Raw genomic sequence first — 25,035 nt, forward strand, 5'->3', positions numbered from 1 at the left:
ATGCGCACGCCGCGCTCGACCGCCTTGATCATGTCGTAGATCGTCAGGCATGCGACCGAGACCGCGGTCAGCGCCTCCATCTCGACGCCGGTCGGGCCCGTCACCTTGACGCTGGCGCGGACGATGCAGCCGGGCAGCTTGCGGTCGGGTGTGATGTCGATCGTGACCTTGGTCAGCGCCAGCGGATGGCAGAGCGGGATCAATTCCGAGGTCCGCTTCGCCGCCATGATGCCGGCGATCCGCGCCGTCGCCAGCACGTCGCCCTTCTTGGCCCGGCCGGTTTCGATCAGCGCCAGCGTCGCCTTGCTCATCACGACGCGGCCTTCGGCAACGGCGGTCCGTTCGGTGGCGGGCTTGGCCGAGACGTCGACCATGCGCGCGTCGCCCTTGGCGTCGATGTGGGTGAGGGCGGTGCCCGAGCCGGACGGCTCGGCCTTGGTCTTGCCCTTGCTGTTCCGCGCCATTGCGTCAGCGCGTTGCGGTGGCGCGCGGGGCGGCCTGCCGCGTCAGCAAGGCGCGGGTCGCCGCGGTGACGTCCTGCTGCCGCATCAGGCTTTCACCGACCAGGAAGGTCGACATCCCGACCCGTTCGAGCCGGGCGAGATCGTCAGGCGTGAAGATGCCGCTCTCGCCGACCATCAGGCGGTCGCGCGGGATCAGCGGCGCCAGCGCCTCGCTGGTCGCCAACGTGGTCTCGAAGGTGCGCAGATTGCGGTTGTTGACGCCGATCATCGGCGAGCGAAGTTTCAAGGCACGGTCAAGCTCGGCGCGATCATGGATCTCGACCAGCACGTCCATGCCATAGCCGAGCGCGGCGTCCTCGATCTCCCCGGCCGCCGCGTCGTCGAGCGCGGCCATGATGATCAGGATGCAGTCGGCGCCATGGGCGCGCGCTTCCGCCACCTGGTAGGTGTCGAACATGAAATCCTTGCGCAGCACCGGCAGGCTGGTCGCGGCGCGGGCCGCGACCATGAAGTCGAGATGGCCCTGGAACGAAGGCGCATCGGTCAGCACCGACAGGCAGGCCGCGCCGCCGGCCTCATAGGCTTTCGCGAGCACGGGCGGATCGAAATCGGCCCGGATCAAGCCCTTCGAGGGCGAGGCCTTCTTCACTTCCGCGATCAGCGCGTAGTCGCCGCGCGCATGCTTGTCCTTGAGGGCGCGGACGAAGCCGCGCGGGGCCGAGGCCGATCTGGCCTGCGCCTCGACCTCGGCGAGCGGATGCGCGCGCTTCGCGGCGGCGATCTCCTCGCGCTTGTAGGCCTCGATCTTGGTCAGGATGTCGGACATGTTTCAACGCCTTGCTTGCGCATGATCTGATTCGAAAAACCGGTTCCCACTTTTTCGGATCATACTCAACCGTTCGAAACCGCGACCAGATGCTTCAGCCGCGCGGCGGCAGCGCCGCTGTCGAGCGACTGCGCTCCGATCGCGACGCCTTCCTTGAGGTCCTTGGCGCGGCCGGCCACGATCAGCGCGGCGGCGGCGTTGAGCAGGGCGACGTCGCGATAGGCGCTCGGCTTGCCCTGCAGCACGCTGGAGAGCGCGATCGCATTGGCATCGGCGTCACCGCCCTTCAGCGACTCGCCGCCGACGCGGCCAAGGCCGGCGTCCTCGGGCGTCACCTCAGATGTCCTGATCTCGCCGTTCTCGAGCGTCGCAACGAAGGTCGGGCCGGTGAGGGTGATCTCGTCGAGGCCATCGGAGCCATGCACGACCCAGACCTTGTCGGAGCCGAGGTTCTTCAGCACCTGCGCCAGCGGCTGCACCCATTGCCGCGAGAACACGCCGACCATCTGCCGCTTGACGCCGGCCGGGTTCGACAGCGGCCCGAGCAGGTTGAAGATGGTGCGGGTGGCGAGCTCGACCCGGGTCGGACCGACATTCTTCATCGCCGGATGATGCGCGGGCGCGAACATGAAGCCGATGCCGGCTTCCTTGACGCAGCGCCCGACTTGTTCGGGCGTCAAATCGAGCTTGACGCCGAGCGAGGCCAGCACGTCGGCGGCGCCCGAGCGCGACGACAATGCGCGATTGCCGTGCTTCGCCACGGGCACGCCGGCGCCGGCCACGATGAAGGCCGCGCAGGTCGAGACGTTGACCGAGCCGGAGCCATCGCCCCCGGTGCCGACGATGTCGACGGCCTCCGCCGGCGCCGTGACCGGCAGCATCTTGCCGCGCATCGCGGTGACGGCGCCGGTGATCTCCTCGACGGTCTCGCCGCGCACCCGCAGCGCCATCAACAGCCCGCCCATCTGCGAGGGCGTGGCTTCGCCCGACATCATGCTGTCGAAGGCGGACGCCGCCTCTTCACGCGTCAGCGTGGCGCCGGTGGCGACTTTTCCGATGATCGATTTCAGGTCGTCCATTCGCTGGCTCAGGGTCTGTTGTTGGAGCTTGATCGCGGCGCAGCGCGTCGTCGCGCTGTCCCGATCATGCTCAATTATTTGCGCCTGTCACCTGTGCGAAGGCTGCTTGGTTGATGGTCACGCCGATATCGGACTCGATCTTCGTGACATATTGCGCGACCTGCTCGTCGCTCAACGACCGCCGCAGCGCCTCGGTGAGCTGCTTGGCCGCATCTGACGCGAAGTCGACCGGCGGCACCGTCACGTTGGTGACGCGGAAGACCACCCACTGGCTGCCGCCGGCGACGGAGGTCTGTCCATCGCCGTCCTTGGCGGCCCGGAATGCGGCCGCAATCACGCCTGCCGGCACTGCAGGCAGCGAGGCCTCGCGGTTGAAATTCGCCGCCGTTTCGACCTTGACGCCGGCAGCGGCGGCTTCGTCGGCGAGCTTGGCGCCGCTATCGAGCTTCTGGACGATCTCGCTCGCCTTGGCGCGCAGCTTGGTGGAGATCTGGTCTTCGCGCCACTTGGCCTCGACCTGGTCGCGAACCTCGTCGAGGCTGCGCTCGCGCGACGGCGTGATGCCGAGCACGTCGTACCAGACATAACCGCCGTTGAACTGGATCGGGTCGTTGTCGACGCCGACGTCGCTGTTGAAGGCTTGCGACACCACGTCGAGACCGCGCGGGATGTTGGTCGCGACCTGGCCGTTCGGCAGCCGCCCGGAGCGATCGACCGCGTCGATGGTGACGGGGGTCAGCTTCAGCTTCTGTGCGGCTTCGACGACGCTGGCGCCGCCGCCGCGCTCGTCTTCCATCTTGTCGCGCAGCTCGGCGACCTTGGTGCGGGCGCGCTCGGAGGCGATCTCGTTCTTCACCTGCTGGGCGAGGCTCTCATAGCTCGGGGTCACGCCGGGCTCGACCTTGCCGACCTTGACCAGCGCGACGCCGAAGCGGCCCTGCACCGGCTGGCTGACTTCGCCTGCGGCCAGGGAGAAGGCGGCATCGGCGACGGCCGGATCGAGGATCGCCGACTTCGCGACCAGGCCGAGATTGACGTCGGCCAGATTGAGGTTGCGCTCCTTGGCGATGTCGTCGAACGACGCGCCCGACGCAATCCGCCCGCGCGCGGCCTGCGCCTCGCCGGCGTCCGGAAACACGATCTGCGAGACCTCGCGCTTCTCCGGCGTGCTGAGCCGGTCCTTGCGCTCCTCGAAGATCTTCCTGGCGTCCTCGTCCGACACCGTTTCCCACTTGCCGATCTCCTCGGGCGTGATGGCGACGAAGGAGATCTTGCGGTATTCGGGCGCGCGGAACTGCGCCTTGTGGTCCTCGAAATAGGCGGCGAGCGCCTCGGGCGAGGGTGGATCGATGGTGCCGGCCTGCGCGGCGCCGAGCGTGATGTAGTCGATCGAACGCTGCTCGTTCTGGAATCGGGTCAGCGCCTCGACCAGCGATTTCGGCGGCTCGATCCCGGACGAGATGGTGCCGGCGATCTGGCGCCGCAGGCCAACGCGGCGCTGCTCGGCGATGTAGCGGCCTTCGGTATAGCCATAGTTGCGGATCACGGCCTGGAAGCGCTGCGGGTCGAACTGGTTGTTGAGGCCCTTGAAATTCGGGTCGTTGTAGATCGCGCGCAGCACCTCGGCGTCGGACACATTGAGGCCCATGCGGCGCGCCTCCTCGTCCAGCGCGGCTTCCGCAAGCGTCTGCTGCAGCACCTGGCGGTCAATGCCGAAGGCGCGCGCCTGGTCCGGCGTCAGCGGACGGCCGAACTGGCGGCCAAGCTGCTGCAGGCGGTCGGTATAGATCTGGCGGAACTGCTCGGCCGAAATCTCGGTCCCGCCCACCTTGGCGAAGGTCGACTGGCCAAATCCCTTGAAAATGTCGGCAATGCCCCAAATTCCGAAACTGACGATCAAAACGCCCATCACCACGGCCATAATCGTCTTGCCGAGCCAGTTTGATGAGGCTTTCCGCATTCCTCGAAGCATGGGTCCAACTTGTTTTACAGGAGGGGAACCGGGTCGTGCCCAATGGGGAGCCGAAAGTCGAGGCTTTTGTCCCGCAGCAGGGCGTCACCGGATTGAAAACCCATCATAAAGTGGCCGAAGCGCCCCCGCAACCTTGGCCGCGCGGGCGGAAGCGTCGCACGGTATGCGCGAAGCCGCGCTCTGGAAGTCGCCGCCCGGCTCTGGTAGCGCAGGGACACGCTTGAACGATGGGACATCCGACATGACCGACGCCATTCGGCCGCTGATCGCCGGCAACTGGAAAATGAACGGCCTGAAATCCTCTTTTGTCGAGTTCGACGCGATGCTGGCGGGCGCCGGCGATGTCGCCGGAAAGGCCGATCTCCTGGTCTGTCCGCCGGCGACGCTGGTCGGGGCCTTTGCCGACAAGGCGCGCGGCTCGAAGGTCGCCGTCGGCGCCCAGGATTGCCATCCCAAGGCATCCGGTGCCCACACCGGCGATCTCTCGGCGGAGATGTTCAAGGACCTCGGCGCGGTCGCGATCATCGTCGGCCATTCCGAGCGGCGCGCCGACCACGGCGAGACCGACGTGCTGATTCGGCAGAAGGCGGAGGCCGTGTGGCGTGCCGGGTTGACCGCGATCGTCTGCATCGGCGAGACGCGCGAGCAGCGCGACGTCGGCAAGACGCTCGATATCTGCGGCACCCAGCTTGCGGGCTCGCTGCCCGACGGTTCGACCGCTGCCAACCTGGTGGTGGCCTATGAGCCGGTCTGGGCGATCGGCACCGGCCTGACCCCGACGGCCAAGGATGTCGAGGAAGTTCACAGGTTTATGCGAGGTCAGCTCACCGATCGCTTCAAGGGCGAGGGAAACAGGATCAGGATCCTCTATGGCGGCTCGGTCAAGCCGTCGAACGCGGCCGAGCTGATGGCGGTGGCCAATGTCAACGGCGCACTGGTCGGCGGCGCCAGCCTGAAAGCGTCGGACTTTCTCGCGATCGCCGCGGGGTGCTAGGCGGCGGCCGAATTGCTGCTCTGTCGCCCATTACCCTGAGAGGATGTGAAGCCTTGTCCTCATCCACTGTTGTCGTCGCCCGGCTTGACCGGGCGACCCAGTACGCAGCGGCCTATCGGCTCAAGCACGACCGTCTCTGGAATACTGCATCACCCGCGTGCGCATGCGCGGGCGATGACGCTGAGCAAGCTGAGTAAACCAATCCCGTCACCCTGACAGCATGAGGCGACCGGCAACAGCTGGCGCGACAAATTTAGAGAGCCGCCCCGATCCGCTTCCAGTAGACCATCGTCCCGGTGAGGCCGCCATGCGGCTTCAGCGCGTAGTCCGGGATGATCCCGGTGAGCTGGAATCCCAGTCGTTCATAGAGTGGCGCGGCGCCATCCTCTTCGGCGGTGTCGAGCACCAGCAGCGTGCGTCCGTGCGCGATCGCAAGCTGCTCGGCCGCGCGCATCAATTCCGTCGCCACGCCGCGATGGCGATGGGCGACGCGTGTCATCATCTTCGCAATTTCCGCCCGATGCGGCTGGTTCGGCGGCAGTTTGAGCAGAAGCGTCACGGTGCCGATCAGATCGTTGCCGGTGAAGGCGCCGAGCACGATACGCTCGCCGCGCGCGGCGGCGCCGAGCGAGTCCTGCCAGAATGCATCGGCGTCATCTGGCGACAGCGGGTGCATGAAGCTCACCGAGCCGCCGCTGGCGACGGTCTCGATCAACAGCTCGCGAAGGGCACTGCGAATCCCTGGCGCATCCGCGAGCGGCTTGATGGTAAATTGCGGCATGCGTCAGCTCCGGGCCAGGGTGACCACATAGGTGCACCCGGCGTTGGTCTCGTTGGCGAGTGTCGTCTCTGCCGGCGGGCCAAAACCGAGGCAATCGCCGGCGGCGAGCACGTGGCGTGCGCCGCCTTCGGTGATGACGAGGCTGCCGCTGAGCACCCAGACCAGTTGGCGGATATGCACGTAGGAGGAGGCGGGCAGGGTCACGGTCTGCTTCGGCGGCAGCTCGACCCGCACCAGCTCGACCGGATGGTCGGGACGGCTGAACACCTGGCGGCGCAGATATCCGGTTTCCGGATCGCGCCAGATTGGTTGCGCGGCGGCGCGCGACAGCCGTTCGCCCTGGCCTTCGGCACGCAGCATCAGCCCGGCCAGGGTGAGATCGAAAGCCGAGGCGAGGCGCACCAGCACGACCGCGGTGGGGCTGACCTCGGCGCGCTCGATCTTGCTGATCGTGGCCTTGGAGACGCCGGCGCGTTCGGCGAGGTCGGCCAGCGACCAGCCGCGGCCATCGCGTTCGAGCCTGATGCGCTGTGCGAGGCGTTGGCTCAGGTCGTCCACCAAAGTATCCATATGTCCATTATAGTAGAAGTCGCCGGTTCCCGGCAAGGCCCGGTCGGGCCATGATCGGCGCTGCTTGTGATCGTCGACAGTGCGACTATCTCGGGGGTGACAATGCCCGGTGCAATCGTGTAACAGGGCGCGACTTCACGAAAACCGTAAAGCCGATAGCGCCGTTTGTCTGGCCGCTTGGCGGCTTGTGACGGAAGGCTTGCGATGCAGACTGTCGTTATCATTGTCCACCTCATGATTGTCGCCGTCATGATCGGCGCCGTGCTGTTGCAGAAATCCGAAGGCGGCGGCCTTGGCATGGGTGGCGGCGCCGGCTTCATGTCGAGCCGCGGCACCGCCAATTTGCTGACGCGAACCACGGCGATCCTCGCGGTGGGCTTCTTCATCACCAGCCTGTTCCTGTCCTGGTACGCAGGCTATGACCGCAAGCCGAGCTCGATCATCGGCACCGGCGCACCGGCGCAGACGCAGCCGGCCGGCGGCACGCCGATGAACGCGCCGACCTCGGGCGGCATCCTCGATTCGCTGAAGAAGGCCGACGAGCAGCAGGGGCAGCAGGCCCCGAGCGGCCCGCAGGCGCCACGGTCGCAATAAAGCAGGGTGGCCATGCAGGATGCCCGGCTGGCATCCTGCATCAGAAACCCCCATCAATGCTCTGAAATCGCTTCCAGTTTGATGTCACCCACAACCCGGCGAATTGTTTGCCGGGAACAGCCGATTCGTTTTGCGAATCGCCGGAGTCGGATTAAAGGTAAAGTCCCATGGCGCGGTACATATTCATCACCGGCGGCGTGGTCTCCTCGCTCGGCAAGGGTCTGGCTTCAGCGGCGCTCGGCGCTTTGCTGCAGGCCAGAGGCTACAAAGTCCGCCTTCGCAAGCTCGATCCCTATCTCAACCTCGATCCCGGAACGATGTCGCCGTATCAGCACGGCGAAGTGTTCGTGACCGACGACGGCGCCGAGACCGATCTCGATCTCGGCCACTACGAGCGCTTCACCGGTCGTCCGGCCACCAAGGCCGACAACATCACGACCGGTCGGATCTATCAGGACATCATCTCCAAGGAGCGCCGCGGCGACTATCTCGGCGCCACCATCCAGGTGGTCCCGCACGTCACCAACGCGATCAAGGAATTCGTGCTCGATGGCAACGACGAGTACGATTTCGTGCTGGTCGAGATCGGCGGCACCGTCGGCGACATCGAGGGCCTGCCGTTCTTCGAGGCGATCCGCCAGCTCAAGAACGAGCTGCCGCGCGATCACGCGGTCTACATTCACCTGACGCTTCTGCCGTACATTCCAAGTGCCGGCGAACTCAAGACAAAGCCGACGCAGCACTCGGTGAAGGAGCTGCGCTCGATCGGCATCCAGCCGGATATCCTGCTGTGCCGCACCGACCGCGAAATCCCGAAGGAAGAGCGGCGCAAGCTCGGCCTGTTCTGCAACGTGCGCGAGAGCGCCGTGATCGAGGCGCGCGACGTCGACAACATCTACGCCGTGCCGGAGGCCTATCACGCCGCCGGCCTCGACGACGAGGTGCTGGCCGCGTTCGGCATCACCGCGAAGATTCCGCCGGCGCTGCAGAGCTGGCACGTCATCAACGAGCGCGTCCGCAATCCGGAAGGTGCGGTGACGATCGCCATCGTCGGCAAATACACCGGCATGAAGGACGCCTACAAATCGCTGATCGAGGCGCTCTCGCACGGTGGCATCGCCAACAAGGTGAAGGTCAATCTCGACTGGATCGAGAGCGAGGTGTTCGAGAACGAGGACCCGGCGCCGTTCCTCGAGCACGTCAACGGCATCCTGGTGCCCGGCGGCTTCGGCCAGCGCGGCGCCGAGGGCAAGATCCGCGCGGCGCAGTTCGCGCGCGAGCGTGACGTGCCGTATTTCGGCATCTGCTTCGGCATGCAGATGGCGGTGATCGAGGCGGCGCGCAATCTGGTCGGCATCGAGGACGCCAACTCGACGGAGTTCGGCCCGACCAAGGAGCCGCTGGTCGGCCTGATGACGGAATGGCTGCGCGGCAACGAGCTCGAGAAGCGCTCGCAGAGCGGCGATCTCGGCGGCACGATGCGGCTCGGGGCCTATCCTGCGGCGCTCAACCGCGGCAGCCGCGTCTCGCAGGTCTATGGCGGCGCGACCGAGATCTCCGAGCGGCACCGCCACCGCTACGAGGTCAACACCGCCTACAAGGATCGCCTCGAGCAGCACGGCCTGCGTTTCTCCGGCATGTCGCCCGACGGCGTGCTGCCGGAGATCGTGGAGTACGAGGACCATCCCTGGTTCATCGGCGTCCAGTTCCATCCCGAGCTGAAGTCGCGGCCGTTCGAGCCGCATCCGCTGTTTGCCTCGTTCATCGAGGCCGCAGCGAAGCAGAGCCGGCTGGTCTAGCCAAGCGGCCGTCAAGCTGCGCCGCTACACGGCGCAGTCCTCGCTGGCCCGGCGTCCTTTCTTGATCGGCGAAATATCGGTGCCGGCCGCCGCTGCGACATCGCGCGTCATCAGCTTGTATTGCGGGCGTCGCGTCAGCCGGTAGACCGCGGCCGGCGGCACGTTGAGGATGGCGCGATCGACCAGCGTGGCGCGCAGGCCGAGCCGGTCGAGGATCGGCCGCGGCACCGGGCAGCGCATGCCGTAGGTGAATTGATAGAACGCGCCGCCGGGACGCAGGTAGCTGAACGCGCCGCCGACGATCGAGATGACCTTGCGCGGCGACATGTTGAGCAGCGGCAGTCCGCTGACGACGGCGCCGACCGGCGCGCCATCGTAGAGCCGCTCCGAGGCGAGGCGCGCCGCGTCCATCCACAGCACGCGCGCGCCGGGAAAGCGCAGCTGCAACAGCCGCATGAAATCCGAGCCGTACTCGACCAGCGTGAGATCCTGCTGGCGCACGCCGCGCTTCAACAGCTGATAGGTGAATGCGCCCGTGCCCGGACCGAGCTCGAGCACCGGGCCGGTGTCGGCGCTGATGTCGCGCGTAATGAGTTCGGCGAGCGCTGCGCCCGACGGCGCGATGGCGCCGACGCGGCCGGGGGCCGCCATCCACGCCGTGAAGAAAGACAGCAGATCATGTGACATTGGGATTCCCAGCAACGTGTCGCGGCGCTTCGACTCAGATGCGAAGCGTGACGCCCTGTTTGCGGGAGCTGCATTGCGACAACATTGCGCGAGAGCCGTTCCGATTGAATCGGAACGGCTCTCGACTCTGGTTTTGACGCATTTTCTTCATGCGAACCGGTGCCCATCCCGGATCAAGTCCGGGACAGGCTTCGCTCGAAAACGCTTGGCATCACGACGCGAACGGCGCCGGCGGTAATGTGAGGCGGAAGCACGCGCCGCCCTTCGGACCATCGAGCACGGAGACGTGACCGCCGTGCAGCCTTGCGATCTCGCGCACCATGTTGAGGCCGAGGCCGGCGCCGCGATCGAGCGGCGCAAGCCGATAGAACGGATCGAAGATCCGCGTGCGCTGATCCTGGGGAATGCCGTCGCCTTCATCCGATACGTCGATCGTCGCGGCGCTGCCGACATGGATGGTGATGGTGCCGCGACGGCCGCCATGCTGGATGGCGTTCTGCACCAGGTTGGTGAGCGCGCGCTCCAGCGCGGCGCGATCGCCGGATGTTTCCACACGGTCGACCGAAGTATCGAGCGACAGCTCATAGCCGGCCGCGATCGCCAGCGGCGCAAGGTCGGCCGCGACATTGCGTGCGACCGCGACGAGATCGACGCGGACGAACGGATTGCGGCACTGGTCAAAGCGCTGGATGTCGAGCAGTTGCTCGGCCAATGTCGCAAGCCGTGCCGAATCCTCGAGCAGGCGGGTTTTCTCCGGGCCCGGCGGCAGCGACTCCAGCCGGGTGTTGAGGATCGCGATCGGCGTGCGCAATTCATGGGCCGCGTCGGCGACGAAGCGCTGGTGCCGGGTATAGCCGTCGTCGAGCCGCTTCAGCGCATCGTTGATGGCGGTCACCAGCGGCGCCACCTCGAGCGGCAGATGATCCGCCGACAGCCGGCTGCCGCGCTGGCGGAAATCGATCCGGCGCGCTTCGTCGGCGGTGGTGTCGAGACCGGCGAAGGCGCGCCTCACAACCATCGGCGTCGCGATGAAGGTGGCGCATGCCATCAGGAAAAGGCCGGGCAGGGCAATGGCGAGGAATGCCAGCGTGGTGGCGAGCGCGGTCTTGACGCTCGACATCGGCCCTTGCGTCGCCGTGAGCACCTGCACGGGGCCGGCGTCCGAATTGACGCGCTTCAGCCGCGCCGGCGGCTTGCGCGGATCATCCTCGAACATCTGCCAGCCGAGCCGCGCCTGGCTGATCTGGTCGAGTGCGCCACCGATCCTGGCGAATTCCGGCGGCACCGCGCCTTCCGTCAGCGAACGGCCTTGCCGGTCGCGCACCAGGAACCAGAGGTCGGGCGTGTCGTCACGGAGCTTTTGCAGTTCGGCGGTCGGGCGCAAAATCAGCTCGCCCTTGCCGTCGCGTGCGACCGCGCCCTGCACGATGGAAATCACATGATCCTCATCGCGCGGAACGATCAGGAAGCCGGTGGCGCACAACGCGCTGATCAGGCAAACGATCAGCATCGCAAGCAGCAGCGCCTGCAGCGTCACCAGCCGCCAGCTCAGTTGCGAGCGCAGGCAATAGTGCTCGGCCTGTTCGCTCATGACGTTTGCTTCAACAGATAGCCGACGCCGCGGATGCTGTGGATCTCGACGCCGGCGTTGGCGTCCGCAAGTTTGCGGCGCAGCCGCGAGACGTGGGCGTCGAGCGCGTTGGACTGGATCTCGTCCTCGAAATTGTAGACGGCTTCCTCAAGCGTCGCGCGCAGCACGGTGCGGCCCATGCGGCGCAGCAGCGTCTCCAGCACCAGCAGCTCGCGCCGCGGCAGCTCGAGCGGACGGCCGTCGACGCTGGCCTCGCGATGGCTGCAATCGAACGCCACCCGGCCGGACCTGATGATCTCGAGCTGCAGTCCGGCGGGGCGGCGCAGCACGGCGCGCAGCCGCGCCAGCAGCTCTTCCACGGCGAACGGCTTGGCCAGATAGTCGTCGGCGCCACTGTCGAGGCCGGTGATGCGGTCGGTGAGCTCGCCGCGCGCGGTCAGCACGATGATCGGGACGCCGTCGGCCTTGGCGCGCAGCTTCGGGATCAGCGTGAGGCCGTCGCCGTCCGGAAGCTGGCGGTCGAGCAGGACCGCGCCATGCACTTCGGCGGAGATCGCTTCCTCGGCCTCGGCAAGGTTCGGCACGTGGTCGACCACCATGTCGTAGCCCTTCAGCGCCTGCGACAGCGCCGCCGCCATTTCGGCTTCGTCCTCAACCAGCAGTATCCGCATGTCCTTTGGGTCCGGCTCCTGAACGGCAGGTTTAGGGCAAGTAACATTGCAACAACATTGCGGAAATGGCCGCCTGTCGCGAGCAGGGGTGCCATGTTGTCACCCCTCAAGACAGTCCGGAAGGCGCTGGCTATAACCGCCCGCACACAAATCTGGGAGGACCGCCAATGATCTACGAGACCCGCGTCTATCGCTGCCTGCCGGGACGGCTGCCGGCGCTGCTCAAGCGCTTCGAGACCATCACGCTGAAGCTCTGGGACAAGCACGGCATCAGGCAGGCCGGCTTCTTCACGACGCTGGTCGGGGAATCCAACCAGGAGCTGACCTATCTGCTGGCCTGGGAATCGCTCGCCGAGCGCGAGAAGAAGTGGACCGCGTTCCAAACCGATCCGGAGTGGATCACCGCGCGCGCCAAGACCGAGGAGGACGGCCAGATCGTTCTCAACATCGTCAACCAGCTTCTGGTGCCGACGGCGTTTTCATCGGTCAAGTGACGCGGTGGCCGCAGGGGGCGCGATGACGAGACTTCGTCGCGCCCAGTGACCGGCGCGGCTATTGCGGGCAGCCGGACGTCTGATCGCCCCGGGTCACCATCGGCTTGCCGTTGATGAAGACGCCGTGGCTGCCGGAGGTCGTCTTGCCGCCGCAATGCGTGCGATCGCCCATGACCACCGCCGGCTTGCCGTTGATCAGCACATTGGGCACGCCCTCGACGAGTGGGCCGCCATTGCTGGTGGTGTCGCCGCTGCGCGCCGCCGGCTTGCCATTGACGGTGACGCCGGTGGCGCCGCTGGTGACGACCCCGGGCTGGCTGCTGGTCTGGCCGTAGGCGAGGCCCGACGTCGCCGACAGGGCGGCGACGGCTCTGATCATCAGCGGGATGCGCATGTCTTCCTCGTGGGAATCCGTTCCGCGCCAGTTTATAGGCGCTGTTTGGGCGGGATTGTGTTAGCACGGCGCACCCACGGCGTCAGCGCAACCCCCGCATGGTGCGGGATGGCTTGATCCGTCCCGCGCGGGACTGCATGGTCGCCGGCAAAAGGATGCAGCATTTTGACCAATCAGGTTTCCGCGCAAGCCGCCGCGCCGATCGTTGCCGTCGGATCGGCCAAGTTCGGCAATGCCTTGCCCATTTCGATCATCGCCGGTCCCTGCCAGCTCGAGAGCCGCGCGCACGCGCTTGAAGTGGCGTCCGCGCTGAAGGAGATCGCGGCCGGGCTCAAGATCGGTCTGGTGTACAAGACCTCGTTCGACAAGGCGAACCGCACCAGCGCGACGGCGGCGCGCGGCATCGGATTGGCGCAGGCGCTGCCGATCTTCGCCGAGATCCGGTCTTCGCTCGGGCTGCCGGTGCTGACCGACGTGCATGAGGCGACCCAGTGCGCCGAAGTGGCGCAGGCGGTCGATGTGCTGCAGATCCCGGCCTTCCTGTGCCGGCAGACCGATCTCTTGCTGGCCGCGGCCGCGACCGGCAAGGTCGTCAACGTCAAGAAGGGGCAGTTCCTGGCGCCGTGGGACATGACCAATGTGGTCAGCAAGATCACCGGCGCCGGCAACGCCAATGTGCTGGTCACCGAGCGCGGTGCGTCGTTCGGCTACAATACGCTGGTGTCGGACATGCGCGCGCTGCCGATCCTGGCTCGCACGACAGGCGCGCCCGTGATCTTCGATGCCACCCATTCGGTGCAGCAGCCGGGCGGCAAGGGGACCTCGTCGGGCGGCGAGCGTGAATTCGTGCCGGTGCTGGCGCGTGCCGCGGTCGCGGTCGGCGTCGCCGGCGTGTTCATCGAGACCCATCCCGATCCGGATCACGCGCCGTCCGACGGCCCCAACATGGTGCCGCTCCGTGACTTCGAGGCGCTCGTCAGGCGGCTGATGCAGTTCGACGCGCTGGCGAAGACGGCGGCCTGACCGGCGGACAACGACATGACCGCAACCAGCGGCATGCCGCCGGCCCTCAACGTCATCACGCTGGCGACGTTCGCGGCGAGCCTGTCGGTGCGTGCGCTCGATCCGGTGCTGCCGCATGTCGCCGACGATTTCGGCGTCAGCATCGCGACCGCGGCGAGCTTTGCCGCGGTGTTCGCCTTCACCTTTGCCGCGGTCCAGCCGGCGATCGGCGCCGCCGCCGACCTGTTCGGCAAGGCGCGGCTGATGACGATCTGCCTCGGACTGCTCGGCGTCGCCAACATCCTCGGCGCGCTGTCGACCTCGTTCCCGATGCTGTTCGTGACCCGCATCCTCGCCGGCATCGGCTCGGGCGGCGTATTTCCGGTGGCGCTGTCGCTGACCAGCGATCTCGTCGGCCCGGACAAGCGGCAGCTCGCGATCGGGCGAACCCTCGCGGGGTCGATGACCGGCAATCTGCTCGGCGCGACGGCCTCGGGCCTGATCGGCGATTTCCTCGGCTGGCGCGGCGTTCTCGCGGTGCTCGGCGGCCTCGTGATCATCGTTGCGCTGGCGGTTGCGGCCGGCTTCCGCGGCGCCGCGCTGAACCGTCCGCCGCGCACCAGCCTGAAGGCGCTGCGCCACGGCTATCGCACCATCTTCACCAATCCGAACGCGCGGATCTGCTATTCGGCGGTCTTCATCGAAGGCTGCTGCGTGCTCGGGCTGTTTCCCTTCATCGCCTCGTTCCTGTTCGAGCTCGGCGAGACCTCGCTGTCGATCGCCGGCATCGTGATCGCCGGCTTTGCGATCGGCGGATTGCTCTACACGCTGACGGTGTCGCGCCTGCTGCCGTGGATCGGGGTGAGGGGCATGATGGTCGTCGGCGCGACGCTGGTTGCGATTCAACTGGTCGGCGTTGCGTTCGGGCCGCACTGGAAGCTGCAGATGGCGGGCCTCCTGGTGATGGGCCTCGGCTTCTACATGATCCACGGCTGCCTGCAGGTGTTTGCCAGCGAGCTATCGGTCGAGGCACGCGCCACCGCGCTGTCGCTGCACTCGTTCTTCTTTTTCATGGGCCAGACCGTCGGCCCGATCGCCTACGGCTTCGGCCTGCAACACGCCGGCAAGACCGCAACGCTGGTCTCGGCCGCCGCCGTGATGGTCGTGCTCGGTTTCATCTGCGCGAGATTCCTGAAGCAGACGCGGCCGGCGGATGCGGCGGGAAGGCCGGACGTTGAGGCTTAGCTCAGGACGGCGCCGAGCTGTCGGATTGCTTAGTGCGTATCTCGGCTGCCCATTCGGTCAGACACTTCTCAGCATAACGCAGGCCTGCAGTGCTTCGCTCCAGTCGGTCTCGGCCGACCTCGCTGTCGTGACCAACCGCAAGGGCCTCCATGATATACTGCCCCGCCATACGAACGCCTTTGCTGATCTCGTCCAGGGCGAGGATGCAATCATGCTGCCGGGCTCGACCTTCGTCGGTTGCGGGTGTCTCCTTCTTCGTGATCGCGAGTTGAGCCGCTGTTCGAAGGGTCAGCCGGCTGAAGACGCGGCAGAGCTGTCGCACGTGCTCCGGCGACTCGAAGTCCTTGAATAACGCCAAGATCTCGGCATTCCAGGAGGCGAGTTCAGCAATCGCCTTGGTCACGGCTTGCGCGCCCAGCTCCGTGAAAGCGTAGGTACCCGCCACGCCCGCGATCGTGGGATCATCCCCCGCGATCTGTTGCGCCCAACCTGCCCGTTCCATCTGCGACCACAATGCATCATTGGGGCTTCCGATGCTGGTGATCATCAAGCTTCCGGGGTGGGCTGCCGCGCTTTCATTTACAGACAGATCGCCGGGCGAAAGGGTTGCTAGCCAGAAGCGAAGTTGACGGGCGTCAAAGGGCGCCAAGTTGGAATCTTCATTCAAATGCAGCCTGCGTCGCTTGTACCATAGGTGACGCATGACCTTAGCGAAGCGGTCAAGAAGCCAAAGTAAAAGGTCAAATCGTGGTTTATCCATTTTTCGCGCATAGGTGGAGAGAACGACCGACGTCACCTCGGTTCCTGCATCGCCGGTCGAGGACAGGGTAGGATTAGCAAGTCTGCTCTACCCCCGCCCGCGATACGTCGCGACGCCCTGATCGGGAACCCAGATGCCCTTCGGCAACCGACCGGTCTGGAAGAACACGTCGATCGGGATGCCGCCGCGGGGATACCAGTAGCCGCCGATGCGCAGCCATTTCGGCTTGATCTCTTCTGATATCCGCCGGCCGATCATGATCGTGCAATCCTCATGGAATGCGCCGTGGTTGCGGAAGCTCGCGGCGAACAGTTTCAGTGATTTGGATTCCAGCAGCCAGCGGCCCGGCACATAGTCGATCACCAGATGTGCGAAATCCGGATGGCCCGTCACCGGGCAGATCGAGGTGAATTCCGGCACCGTGAAGCGCACCAGATAATCGGTACCAGCTTGCGGATTGGGCACGCGGTCGAGCTGCGCCTTTTCCGGCGCGTCGGGCCATTCCACCGCACGGCCGAGTTGCAGGCCGGGGGAGGTCGTTGATTTGCTGGATTTCTTCGCCATTCGGGGTCTCCGTGGGGTCTCCTAGCCTATGATCGGGCGCCCGTCACCCGGCCTTTTCCCCCTCGATGCATTGCGCTAGAAGCACCGCCATCCGACCCCCTCACTGCCATAAGAGGTTCTCATGACTGACATCGTCGACATCATCGGCCGCGAAATCCTGGATAGCCGCGGCAACCCCACGGTCGAGGTCGATGTGGTGCTGGAGGATGGGTCAATCGGTCGCGCGGCGGTGCCGTCGGGCGCGTCCACCGGCGCGCATGAGGCGGTGGAACTGCGTGATGGCGACAAGTCGCGTTATCTCGGCAAGGGCGTCGAGAAGGCGGTCGCCGCCATCAACGGGGAGATCTTCGAGGCGCTCAGCGACCAGGCCGTCGAGGAGCAGGTCGCGATCGACCAGATCATGATCGATCTCGACGGTACACCGAACAAGAGCCGGCTCGGCGCCAACGCCATCCTCGGCGTCTCGCTCGCCTGCGCCAAGGCCGCCGCCGAATCCTTCGACATGCCGCTGTATCGTTATGTCGGCGGCACCTCGGCGCGGACGCTGCCGGTGCCGATGATGAACATCATCAATGGCGGCGTGCATGCCGACAACCCGATCGACTTCCAGGAGTTCATGATCCTGCCGGTCGGCGCCACGTCGTTCGCCGAGGCGCTGCGTTGCGGCTCGGAGATCTTCCACACGCTGCGCGGCGAACTGAAGAAGGCCGGCCACAACACCAATGTCGGTGACGAGGGCGGCTTTGCGCCGAACCTGCCGTCGGCCGACGCCGCGCTCGAGTTCGTCATGAACGCGATCGGCAAGGCCGGCTACAAGGCAGGCGACGACGTCGCGCTCGGCCTCGACTGCGCCTCGACCGAATTCTTCAAGGAAGGCTCCTATGTCTATGGCGGCGAGAACAAGACCCGCTCGCGCTCCGAGCAGGTGAAGTATCTCGCCGATCTCGTCGGCCGCTATCCGATCGTCACCATCGAGGACGGCATGTCGGAGGACGACATGGACGGCTGGAAGGAGCTGACGGATGCGATCGGCAAGAAGTGCCAGCTGGTCGGCGACGATTTGTTCGTCACCAACGTCACCCGGCTTGCCGACGGCATCAAGCACGGCCGCGCCAATTCGATCCTGGTCAAGGTCAACCAGATCGGCACGCTGACCGAGACGCTTGCGGCGATCGAGATGGCCTACAAGGCCGGCTACACCGCCGTGATGTCGCACCGCTCCGGCGAGACCGAGGACTCCACGATCGCCGATCTCGCGGTCGCCACCAATTGCGGGCAGATCAAGACCGGCTCGCTGGCGCGCTCCGACCGCACCGCCAAATACAACCAGCTGCTGCGCATCGAGCAGCAGCTCGGTACCCAGGCGAGATACGCGGGCAGGGCGGCCTTGAAGGCGCTGGCGTAGCGCCCCAACTTGATCGGGATCCAACAAACGCAAAAAGGGAGGTCGGGATGAGCGACGGCAAAAGCGGTCTGCAACTGCGTTCGCTGCTCAAGAAGAATGGCGAGCTCGAGATATCGCTGGTCAATGTCCCGACCCCCGAGCCCGGCCCCGACGAGGTCGTGGTCCGGGTCGAGGCGACCCCGATCAATCCGTCCGATCTCGGTCTTCTGATCGGCCCGGCCGACATGTCGGCCGCCAAGGTCTCCGGCAGCAAGGAATTGCCCGTGGTAATCGCGCGCGTGCCGGAAGCGGCATTGCCGGGACTCGCCGCGCGGCTCGACGAGTCCATGCCGGTCGGCAATGAAGGTGCCGGCGTCGTGATCCGGACCGGCTCGTCGGACGCGGCGAAGGCGCTGATGGGCCGCACGGTCGCGATGATTGGTGGCGCGATGTATGCGCAATACCGCACGCTGCGCGTCAACGAATGCCTGCCGCTGCCCGACGGCATCACGCCGGCGGAAGGCGCGTCCTGCTTCGTCAATCCGCTGACCGCGCTCGGCATGACCGAGACGATGCGGCGCGAGGGTCACAAGGCGCTGGTGCACACCGCCGCAGCGTCCAACCTCGGCCAGATGCTCAACAAGATCTGCCTCAAGGACGGCATCGGCCTCGTCAACATCGTGCGCAACAAGGAGCAGGCCGACATCCTGCACAAGATCGGCGCCGAACATGTCGTCGATTCCTCCGCACCCGATTTCATGGACAAGCTCACCGGCGCGCTGGTCGAGACCGGCGCCACCATCGCCTTCGATGCGATCGGCGGCGGCAAGCTCGCGGGCCAGATCCTGGTCGCGATGGAGACCGCGATCAACAAGACCGCCAAGGCCTATAGCCGCTACGGCTCGAATGTGCACAAGCAGGTCTATGTCTACGGCAGCCTCGACACGCGCTCGATCGAATTGCCGCGCGGCTTCGGCATGGCCTGGGGTGTCGGCGGCTGGCTGCTGTTCCCGTTCCTGATGAAGATCGGTCCGGAGGCCGGCAACAAGCTGCGCCAACGCGTAGTGGCCGAGTTGAAGACGACTTTCGCCAGTCACTACACCAAGGTGGTCTCGTTGCAGGAGACCCTGCAGCTCGACAACATCGCCGTCTACAACAAGCGCGCGACCGGCGAGAAATTCCTGATCAACCCGAACAAGGGCTGAGGATCGAAACGCAAAGGGCCGTCCCGACAGGGGCGGCCTTTTGCATTGTATAGACCAATTCCGCGAAACGCTGCGTTTCCGGAATTGGACGATCCATGCACTTGCATCTTTCCTGGTGCGCCGGTAGGTGAGGGCCACCAGCTTCACGCGCAACCCGAGGGGAATTTGCTATGGCCTATAACATCGTCACCATCGTCGGCAGCATCCGCAAGCAGAGCTTCTCGCTCAAGATCGCCAATGCGCTGGCCAAGCTTGCACCGGCATCGCTGAAGCTCGATGTGACGACGCTTCAGGAAATTTCCTTCTTCAACCAGGACCTCGAGGCCGCGCCGCCGGCGGACTGGCTGGCCTTCCGCGAGAAGCTGCAGAAGTCGAACGGCGTGCTGTTCGTGACCCCCGAATACAACCGCTCGATCCCGGGCGTATTGAAGAACGCCATCGACGTCGCCTCGCGGCCCTACGGCAAGAGCTCGTTCATCGGCAAGCCGATCGGCATCATCGGCAATTCGCCCGGACCGCTCGGCGGCGTCAACGCGGTGAAGCACCTGCAGAACATCCTGCCGGGCATTTCCGGCCCGATCCTCGGTCAGCCGGAAACCTATCTCAACGGCGTCGGCGATGCCTTCGACGACAACGGCGAACTGACCAAGGAGTCGCTCAAGGGCGTGCTGCAGCAGTATCTCGACGCCTTCGCGGCCTTTATCGAAAAGCAGAACCGCTGAGCAAGAGTCCCGTTCCGATTGAATCGGAACGGGACGCTGAACTTGTCTTGACGTGTTTTCTTCACGCGAACCGGTATCCATCCCGGATCAAGTCCGGGACAGGCTTCGCTCGAAAACGCCCTGGTTCAGCCTTCATTAACCCCATGGCCGCATGCTCGCGGCCATGGTTTCCCGCACACGCCTCAAATCGATTCTGACCGGGCTCGCCCTCTATACGCTGGCGGCGCTGATGGTCGGCTATTTCGGCGTCAACGCCTACACCGGCAAATACGGCTTGAACGCGCGGCAGGAGCTCGATCAGGAGATCATCGCGCTGACCTCCGAGCTGGCGCGGCTGAAGAAGGAGCGGGCCGAGGGCGAGCAGCGGGTGTCGCTGTTGCGGTCGGACCGGGTCGATCCCGACATGCTGGACGAGCGTGCGCGCTTTCAGCTCGACTACGCCAATCCCCGTGATCTCGTTCGGATCAACAAGAACTGACGCGTTCTCAAATTTCAAAATCACTCGCGCGCTATCACAAAAATGTCGCGCTGCGCTGCAGTGCGGCATAGCAAAATTCCATCGGGCGAACGCAATCCTTCCAAGGCGATTTGAGTTGGGTTAGAGAGGGTTCTCCGACTTCTCTCACCCGGAATTGCCATGGCCGCACCCAAGAAAAGCGTCGCAAAAGAATCAGGGCAGGAGAAGGCCGGCTCTCCCCCCGAATTCACCAAGGAGCAGGAGCTCAAGGCACTGCGGGACATGCTCCTGATCCGGCGCTTCGAGGAGAAGGCCGGTCAACTCTACGGCATGGGTGCGATCGGCGGGTTCTGCCATCTCTATATCGGCCAGGAAGCGGTCGTGGTCGGCATGCAGATGGCGCTGAAGCCGGGCGACGAGGTCATAACCGGCTACCGGGACCACGGTCACATGCTGGCCTGCGACATGGAAGCCAAGGGCGTGATGGCCGAGTTGACCGGACGCCGCGGCGGCTATTCCCGCGGCAAGGGCGGCTCCATGCACATGTTCAGCAAGGAGAAGCACTTTTACGGCGGTCACGGAATCGTGGGCGCGCAGGTCTCGCTCGGCACCGGCCTTGCGTTCGCCAACCGCTATCGCGGCAACGATAACGTCAGCGTGACCTATTTCGGCGACGGCGCGGCCAACCAGGGCCAGGTCTACGAAAGCTTCAACATGGCGGAGCTGTGGAAGCTGCCGGTGATCTACGTGATCGAGAACAACCGCTATGCGATGGGCACCTCGGTGTCGCGCGCATCGGCCCAGCAGGATTTCTCCAAGCGCGGCGCCTCCTTCAACATTCCGGGCAAGCAGGTCGACGGCATGGACGTGCGCGCGGTCAAGGCCGCCGCCGATGAGGCCGTGGCCTGGTGCCGCGGCGGCAACGGTCCGATGATTCTGGAGATGCAGACCTACCGCTACCGCGGCCACTCGATGTCCGATCCGGCCAAGTACCGCACGCGCGAGGAGGTCGAGAAGGTGCGTCACGACCAGGACCCGATCGAGCAGGTGCGCAACCGCTTGCTGGCCTCGGGCGTCAGCGAGCAGGAGCTGAAGGCGATCGACGCCGAGGTGCGCGAGATCGTCAACGCGGCCGCCGACTTCGCGCAGCACGATCCGGAGCCGGATCCGGCCGAGCTCTACACCGACATCTACCGCTGACCCCACCGCGCAGACGAATTTCAAGACCGATTTCGGGAGCCGATATGCCCATTCAAGTGCTGATGCCTGCGCTGTCGCCCACCATGGAGAAGGGCAACCTCGCCAAATGGCTGAAAAAGGAAGGCGAGACCATCAAGTCCGGTGACGTCATCGCCGAGATCGAAACCGACAAGGCGACGATGGAGGTCGAGGCAACCGACGAGGGCACGCTCGGCAAGATCCTGATCCCGGAAGGCACCGCCGACGTCGCGGTGAACACGCCGATCGCAACCATTCTGGTCGACGGCGAGAGCGCCGCCGACCTTGCCAAGGCGCCGGCGGCGCCCGTGCCGCAGCCGAAGGCTGCCGAGGCCGCGCCCGCCGAAGCCAAGGCCGAAGTCAAGGCGGAAGCGCCGCAGCCCGTGGCGAAGGCGCCGGCCGCGCCCGCGACCGAACCGCTGCCTGATCCGGAAATCCCTGCGGGGACCGAGATGGTCACGCAGACCATTCGCGAGGCGCTGCGCGATGCGATGGCCGAGGAGATGCGCCGCGACGGCGACGTCTTCATCATGGGCGAGGAGGTCGCGGAATATCAGGGCGCCTACAAGGTGACGCAGGGCCTGCTGCAGGAATTCGGCGCCCGCCGCGTGATCGATACGCCGATCACCGAGCACGGCTTTGCCGGCGTCGGCGTCGGCGCGGCGATGGCGGGCCTGAAGCCGATCGTCGAGTTCATGACCTTCAACTTCGCCATGCAGGCGATCGACCAGATCATCAACTCCGCCGCCAAGACGCTCTATATGTCCGGCGGCCAGATGGGATGCTCGATCGTGTTCCGCGGCCCGAACGGCGCCGCCGCGCGCGTCGCCGCGCAGCACAGCCAGGACTACGCGGCGTGGTACGCGCAGATCCCGGGCCTCAAGGTGATCGCGCCGTATTCGGCCGCCGATTACAAGGGCCTGCTCAAGGCCGCGATCCGCGATCCCAATCCGGTGATCTTCCTCGAGAACGAGGTGCTGTACGGCCACACCGGCGAAGTGCCGAAGCTGGCTGATTTCGTGGTGCCGATCGGCAAGGCGCGGATTGCCCGCGTCGGCAAGGACGTCACCATCGTCTCCTGGGCGATGGGCATGTCCTATGCACTGAAGGCCGCCGACGAACTCGCCAAGGAAGGCATCGAGGCCGAGGTCGTCGATCTGCGCACCATCCGTCCGATGGACACCGAGACCATCATCAACTCGGTGAAGAAGACCGGCCGCGCGGTGACGGTCGAGGAGGGCTGGCAGCAGAGCGGCGTCGGCTCCGAGGTTGCCGCGCGCATCATGGAGCACGCCTTCGACTATCTCGATGCGCCGGTGGCGCGCGTCTCCGGCAAGGACGTACCGATGCCTTATGCCGCCAACCTCGAAAAGCTCGCTCTGCCCTCCGTCGCCGAGGTGGTCGCCGCCGCCAAGGCCGTATCCTACCGGTAACGCCGATGGCCGGTCCCAAGGAGCAGCCGCTGCCGCCTGACGTGATGGGCCGCGACGACGCCATCGAGGTGCTGCGCGCCTTCGTCGTCGATGGCGGCCTGTCGATCGCGTTCCAGCGCGCGTTCGAGGAGCCGGACATGTGGGGTCTGATGCTGGTCGACATCGCCCGCCATGCCGCGCGCGCCTATGCGCGCGAGAGCGAATACACCGAGGACGAGGCGCTCGCGCGCATCGTCGAGATGTTCGAAGCCGAAATCGCCCGGCCGACTGACATGGGCCAAACCAAACCGCGGTCGCAACAAGGTCACTGACAATGCCGATCAATATTCTCATGCCCGCGCTGTCGCCGACGATGGAAAAGGGCAACCTCGCCAAGTGGCTCAAGAAAGAGGGCGACAAGGTCAAGTCCGGCGACGTGATCGCGGAGATCGAGACCGACAAGGCGACGATGGAAGTCGAGGCGGTCGATGAAGGCACGATCGCCAAGATCCTGGTGCCGGAAGGCACGCAGGACGTGCCGGTCAACGACATCATTGCGGTCATGGCCGGCGACGGCGAGGATGTGAAGGCGGCGGCCAGCGCCGGAGCGGGCGCAGCACCGGCGGCCAAGCCCGCCGAGGCGCCGAAGCCCGCTGTCCAGGCCGCGGCGCCTGCGGCGGCTCCCGCACCGGCGGCGGCGCCTGCGCCAAAGCCGGCCGCAGCGGCGCCTGCGGCCCCTCCGGCCCCTGCACCGGCCGCGCAGGCCAACGGGCATGCCCGGGTGTTCTCATCGCCACTGGCGCGCCGGTTGGCAAAGGAAGCCGGCATCGATCTCGCCCGCATCACCGGCACCGGCCCGCATGGCCGGGTCATCGCGCGCGACGTCGACGAGGCCAAGTCCGGCAAGGGCCTGAAGGCCCCGGCGGCTGCGCCCGCCGCGGGACCGAGCATCGCGCCGTCGATGTCAGACAAGCAGATCCTCGCGCTGTTCGAGCCGGGCTCCTACGAGGTGGTGCCGCATGACGGCATGCGTCGCACCATCGCGCAGCGTCTCACCGCCTCGGTGCAAAACGTCCCGCACTTCTACCTCACCATCGACTGCGACATCGGCAAGCTGCTCGCCGCGCGCGAGGAGATCAACGCCTCGGCGCCGAAGGACAAGGAGAAGAAGCCGCTCTACAAGATCTCGGTCAACGACTTCGTCATCAAGGCGATGGCGGTCGCGCTGCAGAAGATTCCGAACTGCAACGTCAGCTGGACCGAAGGCGGCATGCTCAAGCACAAGCATTCCGACGTCGGCGTTGCGGTGGCGATGCCGGGCGGCCTGATCACGCCGATCATCCGCAAGGCCGAGACCAAGACGCTCTCGACCATCTCCAACGAGATGAAGGATTTCGCCGCGCGCGCCCGCGCCCGCAAGCTGAAGCCGGAGGAATATCAGGGCGGCACCACCGCGGTCTCCAACCTCGGCATGTACGGCATCAACCACTTCACCGCCGTGATCAATCCGCCGCATGCCTCGATCCTCGCGGTCGGCACCTCGGAGGAACGTCCGGTGGTGCGCGGCGGCAAGATCGAGATCGCGCACATGATGAGCGTGACCCTGTCGTGCGATCACCGCGCGATCGACGGCGCGCTCGGCGCGGAACTGATCGGCGCCTTCAAGCAGCTGATCGAAAACCCCGTGATGATGATGGTGTGACGGGCATCCGCCATGTACGCGATCTACGGTCCGTACGTCCTGCTCGCCGCCGTCGCTGTCGCGCTGCTCGTCGCGGTCAACCGCGACCTGATATCGACGATCCAGTTCAGGATCATGATGATCGGCGCCGCGGTGCTGGCGCTGGCGTGGTCGGTGTTCCTCGGTGCGGTATGGCGGGAGTACGGATGAATGGCCGGCACGGCTCGCACGCGCTGGCCCTGGATCTCGCTGTTGCTGTCGGCCGCCCTGGTGCTCAATCCGGTCGGATTCGATTTTCTGCACTCCGCGTTCTTCGCCGGCGAACAGCTGGCGCGGAACATCGCCCAGCCGATCGTGCTGACGGCCCTGGCCATCATGGCCGTGGTGATCGGGCTCGAATGGCTGGTCAGGTCATTGATCGCAAGAAGCCGCGCCCGCGGCGTCACACGTTGAGTTGAACGGGAGCCGC

The 25,035-nt window shown here is 65.8% G+C and carries 28 protein-coding genes; 16 read left to right on the top strand and 12 right to left on the bottom strand.

Features of this window, described 5'->3' with window-relative positions; translation table 11 throughout:
• The 4 genes from moaC to E2I15_RS06075 all read right to left on the bottom strand — a co-directional run.
• The coding region (moaC, locus tag E2I15_RS06060) for a cyclic pyranopterin monophosphate synthase MoaC (RefSeq protein ID WP_155262238.1) at nucleotides 1-464 on the bottom strand (464 nt) is incomplete at its 3' end.
• 4 nt (nucleotides 465-468) lie between these two features.
• Nucleotides 469-1,290 (bottom strand): indole-3-glycerol phosphate synthase TrpC, encoded by an 822-nt coding sequence (gene trpC / locus E2I15_RS06065; protein WP_137482055.1) that lies wholly within the window; start codon nucleotides 1,288-1,290, stop codon nucleotides 469-471.
• A gap of 65 nt (nucleotides 1,291-1,355) precedes the next feature.
• The gene (gene trpD / locus E2I15_RS06070) at nucleotides 1,356-2,369 is read right to left on the bottom strand and encodes an anthranilate phosphoribosyltransferase (protein WP_137482053.1); all 1,014 of its coding nucleotides are present in this window, start codon (nucleotides 2,367-2,369) and stop codon (nucleotides 1,356-1,358) included.
• 70 nt (nucleotides 2,370-2,439) lie between these two features.
• Nucleotides 2,440-4,341 (bottom strand): peptidylprolyl isomerase, encoded by a 1,902-nt coding sequence (locus E2I15_RS06075; RefSeq protein WP_170991688.1) that lies wholly within the window; start codon nucleotides 4,339-4,341, stop codon nucleotides 2,440-2,442.
• A 241-nt stretch (nucleotides 4,342-4,582) separates the two neighbouring features.
• On the opposite strand from E2I15_RS06075, the gene tpiA reads away from it, so the two are divergent.
• Nucleotides 4,583-5,335: a triose-phosphate isomerase gene (tpiA, locus tag E2I15_RS06080; RefSeq protein WP_137482050.1), complete on the top strand. Its 753-nt coding sequence runs from the start codon at nucleotides 4,583-4,585 to the stop codon at nucleotides 5,333-5,335.
• A gap of 253 nt (nucleotides 5,336-5,588) precedes the next feature.
• On the opposite strand, the gene E2I15_RS06085 is transcribed toward tpiA, so the two are convergent.
• Together E2I15_RS06085 and E2I15_RS06090 are read right to left on the bottom strand one after the other, a co-directional pair.
• Complete coding sequence (locus tag E2I15_RS06085; RefSeq protein ID WP_137482048.1) at nucleotides 5,589-6,116, bottom strand: GNAT family N-acetyltransferase; 528 nt, start codon at nucleotides 6,114-6,116, stop codon at nucleotides 5,589-5,591.
• Nucleotides 6,117-6,119: 3 nt separating this feature from the next.
• Nucleotides 6,120-6,686 carry a helix-turn-helix domain-containing protein gene (locus tag E2I15_RS06090; RefSeq protein WP_137482046.1) on the bottom strand — a complete coding sequence of 189 codons (567 nt, stop codon included), beginning with the start codon at nucleotides 6,684-6,686 and terminating at the stop codon, nucleotides 6,120-6,122.
• A 204-nt stretch (nucleotides 6,687-6,890) separates the two neighbouring features.
• Between E2I15_RS06090 and secG the strand changes: the two genes are divergently transcribed.
• Together secG and pyrG are read left to right on the top strand one after the other, a co-directional pair.
• Entirely contained in the window at nucleotides 6,891-7,280 is a 390-nt protein-coding gene (secG, locus tag E2I15_RS06095; RefSeq protein ID WP_026192805.1) for a preprotein translocase subunit SecG, read from the top strand.
• A 167-nt stretch (nucleotides 7,281-7,447) separates the two neighbouring features.
• On the top strand, nucleotides 7,448-9,079 hold the full coding sequence (pyrG, locus tag E2I15_RS06100) for a CTP synthase (RefSeq protein WP_018271822.1): 1,632 nt from the start codon (nucleotides 7,448-7,450) through the stop codon (nucleotides 9,077-9,079).
• Nucleotides 9,080-9,103: 24 nt separating this feature from the next.
• Here pyrG and E2I15_RS06105 read toward each other — a convergent pair whose 3' ends face one another.
• The 3 genes from E2I15_RS06105 to E2I15_RS06115 all read right to left on the bottom strand — a co-directional run bounded on the left by E2I15_RS06105 (nucleotide 9,104) and on the right by E2I15_RS06115 (nucleotide 12,028).
• On the bottom strand, nucleotides 9,104-9,766 hold the full coding sequence (locus E2I15_RS06105) for a class I SAM-dependent methyltransferase (protein WP_137482045.1): 663 nt from the start codon (nucleotides 9,764-9,766) through the stop codon (nucleotides 9,104-9,106).
• 211 nt (nucleotides 9,767-9,977) lie between these two features.
• Nucleotides 9,978-11,357 carry a sensor histidine kinase gene (locus E2I15_RS06110; RefSeq protein WP_137482043.1) on the bottom strand — a complete coding sequence of 460 codons (1,380 nt, stop codon included), beginning with the start codon at nucleotides 11,355-11,357 and terminating at the stop codon, nucleotides 9,978-9,980.
• Nucleotides 11,354-12,028, bottom strand: coding sequence for a response regulator (locus tag E2I15_RS06115; RefSeq protein WP_137482041.1), 675 nt, complete (start codon nucleotides 12,026-12,028; stop codon nucleotides 11,354-11,356). The genes E2I15_RS06110 and E2I15_RS06115 overlap by 4 nt, the downstream gene beginning before the upstream one ends.
• Nucleotides 12,029-12,195: 167 nt before the next feature.
• Between E2I15_RS06115 and E2I15_RS06120 the strand changes: the two genes are divergently transcribed.
• A complete protein-coding gene (locus E2I15_RS06120; protein WP_018271819.1) occupies nucleotides 12,196-12,522 on the top strand; it encodes an NIPSNAP family protein in 327 nt (108 codons plus the stop codon).
• A 58-nt stretch (nucleotides 12,523-12,580) separates the two neighbouring features.
• Here E2I15_RS06120 and E2I15_RS06125 read toward each other — a convergent pair whose 3' ends face one another.
• Nucleotides 12,581-12,916 carry a PAAR domain-containing protein gene (locus E2I15_RS06125; RefSeq protein WP_137482039.1) on the bottom strand — a complete coding sequence of 112 codons (336 nt, stop codon included), beginning with the start codon at nucleotides 12,914-12,916 and terminating at the stop codon, nucleotides 12,581-12,583.
• Between the two features lie 165 nt (nucleotides 12,917-13,081).
• Here E2I15_RS06125 and kdsA point away from each other — a divergent pair, with 165 nt between their 5' ends.
• The gene (gene kdsA, locus E2I15_RS06130) at nucleotides 13,082-13,939 is read left to right on the top strand and encodes a 3-deoxy-8-phosphooctulonate synthase (RefSeq protein WP_137482037.1); all 858 of its coding nucleotides are present in this window, start codon (nucleotides 13,082-13,084) and stop codon (nucleotides 13,937-13,939) included.
• 15 nt (nucleotides 13,940-13,954) lie between these two features.
• Entirely contained in the window at nucleotides 13,955-15,163 is a 1,209-nt protein-coding gene (locus E2I15_RS06135; RefSeq protein WP_137482035.1) for an MFS transporter, read from the top strand.
• Nucleotide 15,164: 1 nt separating this feature from the next.
• Here the strand turns inward: E2I15_RS06135 and E2I15_RS06140 are convergent, their stop codons facing one another.
• Both E2I15_RS06140 and queF read right to left on the bottom strand, forming a co-directional pair.
• The gene (locus E2I15_RS06140) at nucleotides 15,165-15,959 is read right to left on the bottom strand and encodes a hypothetical protein (RefSeq protein ID WP_137482033.1); all 795 of its coding nucleotides are present in this window, start codon (nucleotides 15,957-15,959) and stop codon (nucleotides 15,165-15,167) included.
• 51 nt (nucleotides 15,960-16,010) lie between these two features.
• Nucleotides 16,011-16,487, bottom strand: coding sequence for a preQ(1) synthase (gene queF, locus E2I15_RS06145; protein WP_137482031.1), 477 nt, complete (start codon nucleotides 16,485-16,487; stop codon nucleotides 16,011-16,013).
• 121 nt (nucleotides 16,488-16,608) lie between these two features.
• On the opposite strand from queF, the gene eno reads away from it, so the two are divergent.
• The 10 genes from eno to E2I15_RS06190 all read left to right on the top strand — a co-directional run bounded on the left by eno (nucleotide 16,609) and on the right by E2I15_RS06190 (nucleotide 25,019).
• Nucleotides 16,609-17,892: a phosphopyruvate hydratase gene (gene eno / locus E2I15_RS06150; RefSeq protein WP_137482029.1), complete on the top strand. Its 1,284-nt coding sequence runs from the start codon at nucleotides 16,609-16,611 to the stop codon at nucleotides 17,890-17,892.
• 47 nt (nucleotides 17,893-17,939) lie between these two features.
• Nucleotides 17,940-19,076, top strand: a complete 1,137-nt coding sequence (locus E2I15_RS06155; protein WP_137482027.1) for a zinc-binding dehydrogenase — start codon at nucleotides 17,940-17,942, stop codon at nucleotides 19,074-19,076.
• Between the two features lie 170 nt (nucleotides 19,077-19,246).
• Complete coding sequence (locus tag E2I15_RS06160; protein ID WP_137482026.1) at nucleotides 19,247-19,798, top strand: NADPH-dependent FMN reductase; 552 nt, start codon at nucleotides 19,247-19,249, stop codon at nucleotides 19,796-19,798.
• 163 nt (nucleotides 19,799-19,961) lie between these two features.
• Nucleotides 19,962-20,276: an FtsB family cell division protein gene (locus E2I15_RS06165; RefSeq protein WP_028339710.1), complete on the top strand. Its 315-nt coding sequence runs from the start codon at nucleotides 19,962-19,964 to the stop codon at nucleotides 20,274-20,276.
• A gap of 159 nt (nucleotides 20,277-20,435) precedes the next feature.
• Complete coding sequence (pdhA, locus tag E2I15_RS06170) at nucleotides 20,436-21,455, top strand: pyruvate dehydrogenase (acetyl-transferring) E1 component subunit alpha (RefSeq protein WP_137482024.1); 1,020 nt, start codon at nucleotides 20,436-20,438, stop codon at nucleotides 21,453-21,455.
• A 44-nt stretch (nucleotides 21,456-21,499) separates the two neighbouring features.
• Nucleotides 21,500-22,906: a pyruvate dehydrogenase complex E1 component subunit beta gene (locus E2I15_RS06175; protein WP_137482022.1), complete on the top strand. Its 1,407-nt coding sequence runs from the start codon at nucleotides 21,500-21,502 to the stop codon at nucleotides 22,904-22,906.
• A 5-nt stretch (nucleotides 22,907-22,911) separates the two neighbouring features.
• Nucleotides 22,912-23,217, top strand: coding sequence for a DUF5076 domain-containing protein (locus tag E2I15_RS06180; protein ID WP_018271806.1), 306 nt, complete (start codon nucleotides 22,912-22,914; stop codon nucleotides 23,215-23,217).
• A gap of 2 nt (nucleotides 23,218-23,219) precedes the next feature.
• Nucleotides 23,220-24,587: a pyruvate dehydrogenase complex dihydrolipoamide acetyltransferase gene (locus tag E2I15_RS06185; protein WP_137482021.1), complete on the top strand. Its 1,368-nt coding sequence runs from the start codon at nucleotides 23,220-23,222 to the stop codon at nucleotides 24,585-24,587.
• 12 nt (nucleotides 24,588-24,599) lie between these two features.
• Nucleotides 24,600-24,776, top strand: a complete 177-nt coding sequence (locus tag E2I15_RS38645) for a hypothetical protein (protein ID WP_162832423.1) — start codon at nucleotides 24,600-24,602, stop codon at nucleotides 24,774-24,776.
• Nucleotides 24,777-25,019 (top strand): hypothetical protein, encoded by a 243-nt coding sequence (locus tag E2I15_RS06190; RefSeq protein WP_137482019.1) that lies wholly within the window; start codon nucleotides 24,777-24,779, stop codon nucleotides 25,017-25,019.
• Nucleotides 25,020-25,035 lie beyond the last annotated feature (16 nt).

Origin of the sequence: Bradyrhizobium sp. BR2003, from assembly GCF_009720285.1 — a bacterium.
GTDB classification, from domain to species: Bacteria; Pseudomonadota; Alphaproteobacteria; order Rhizobiales; family Xanthobacteraceae; genus Bradyrhizobium; species Bradyrhizobium elkanii.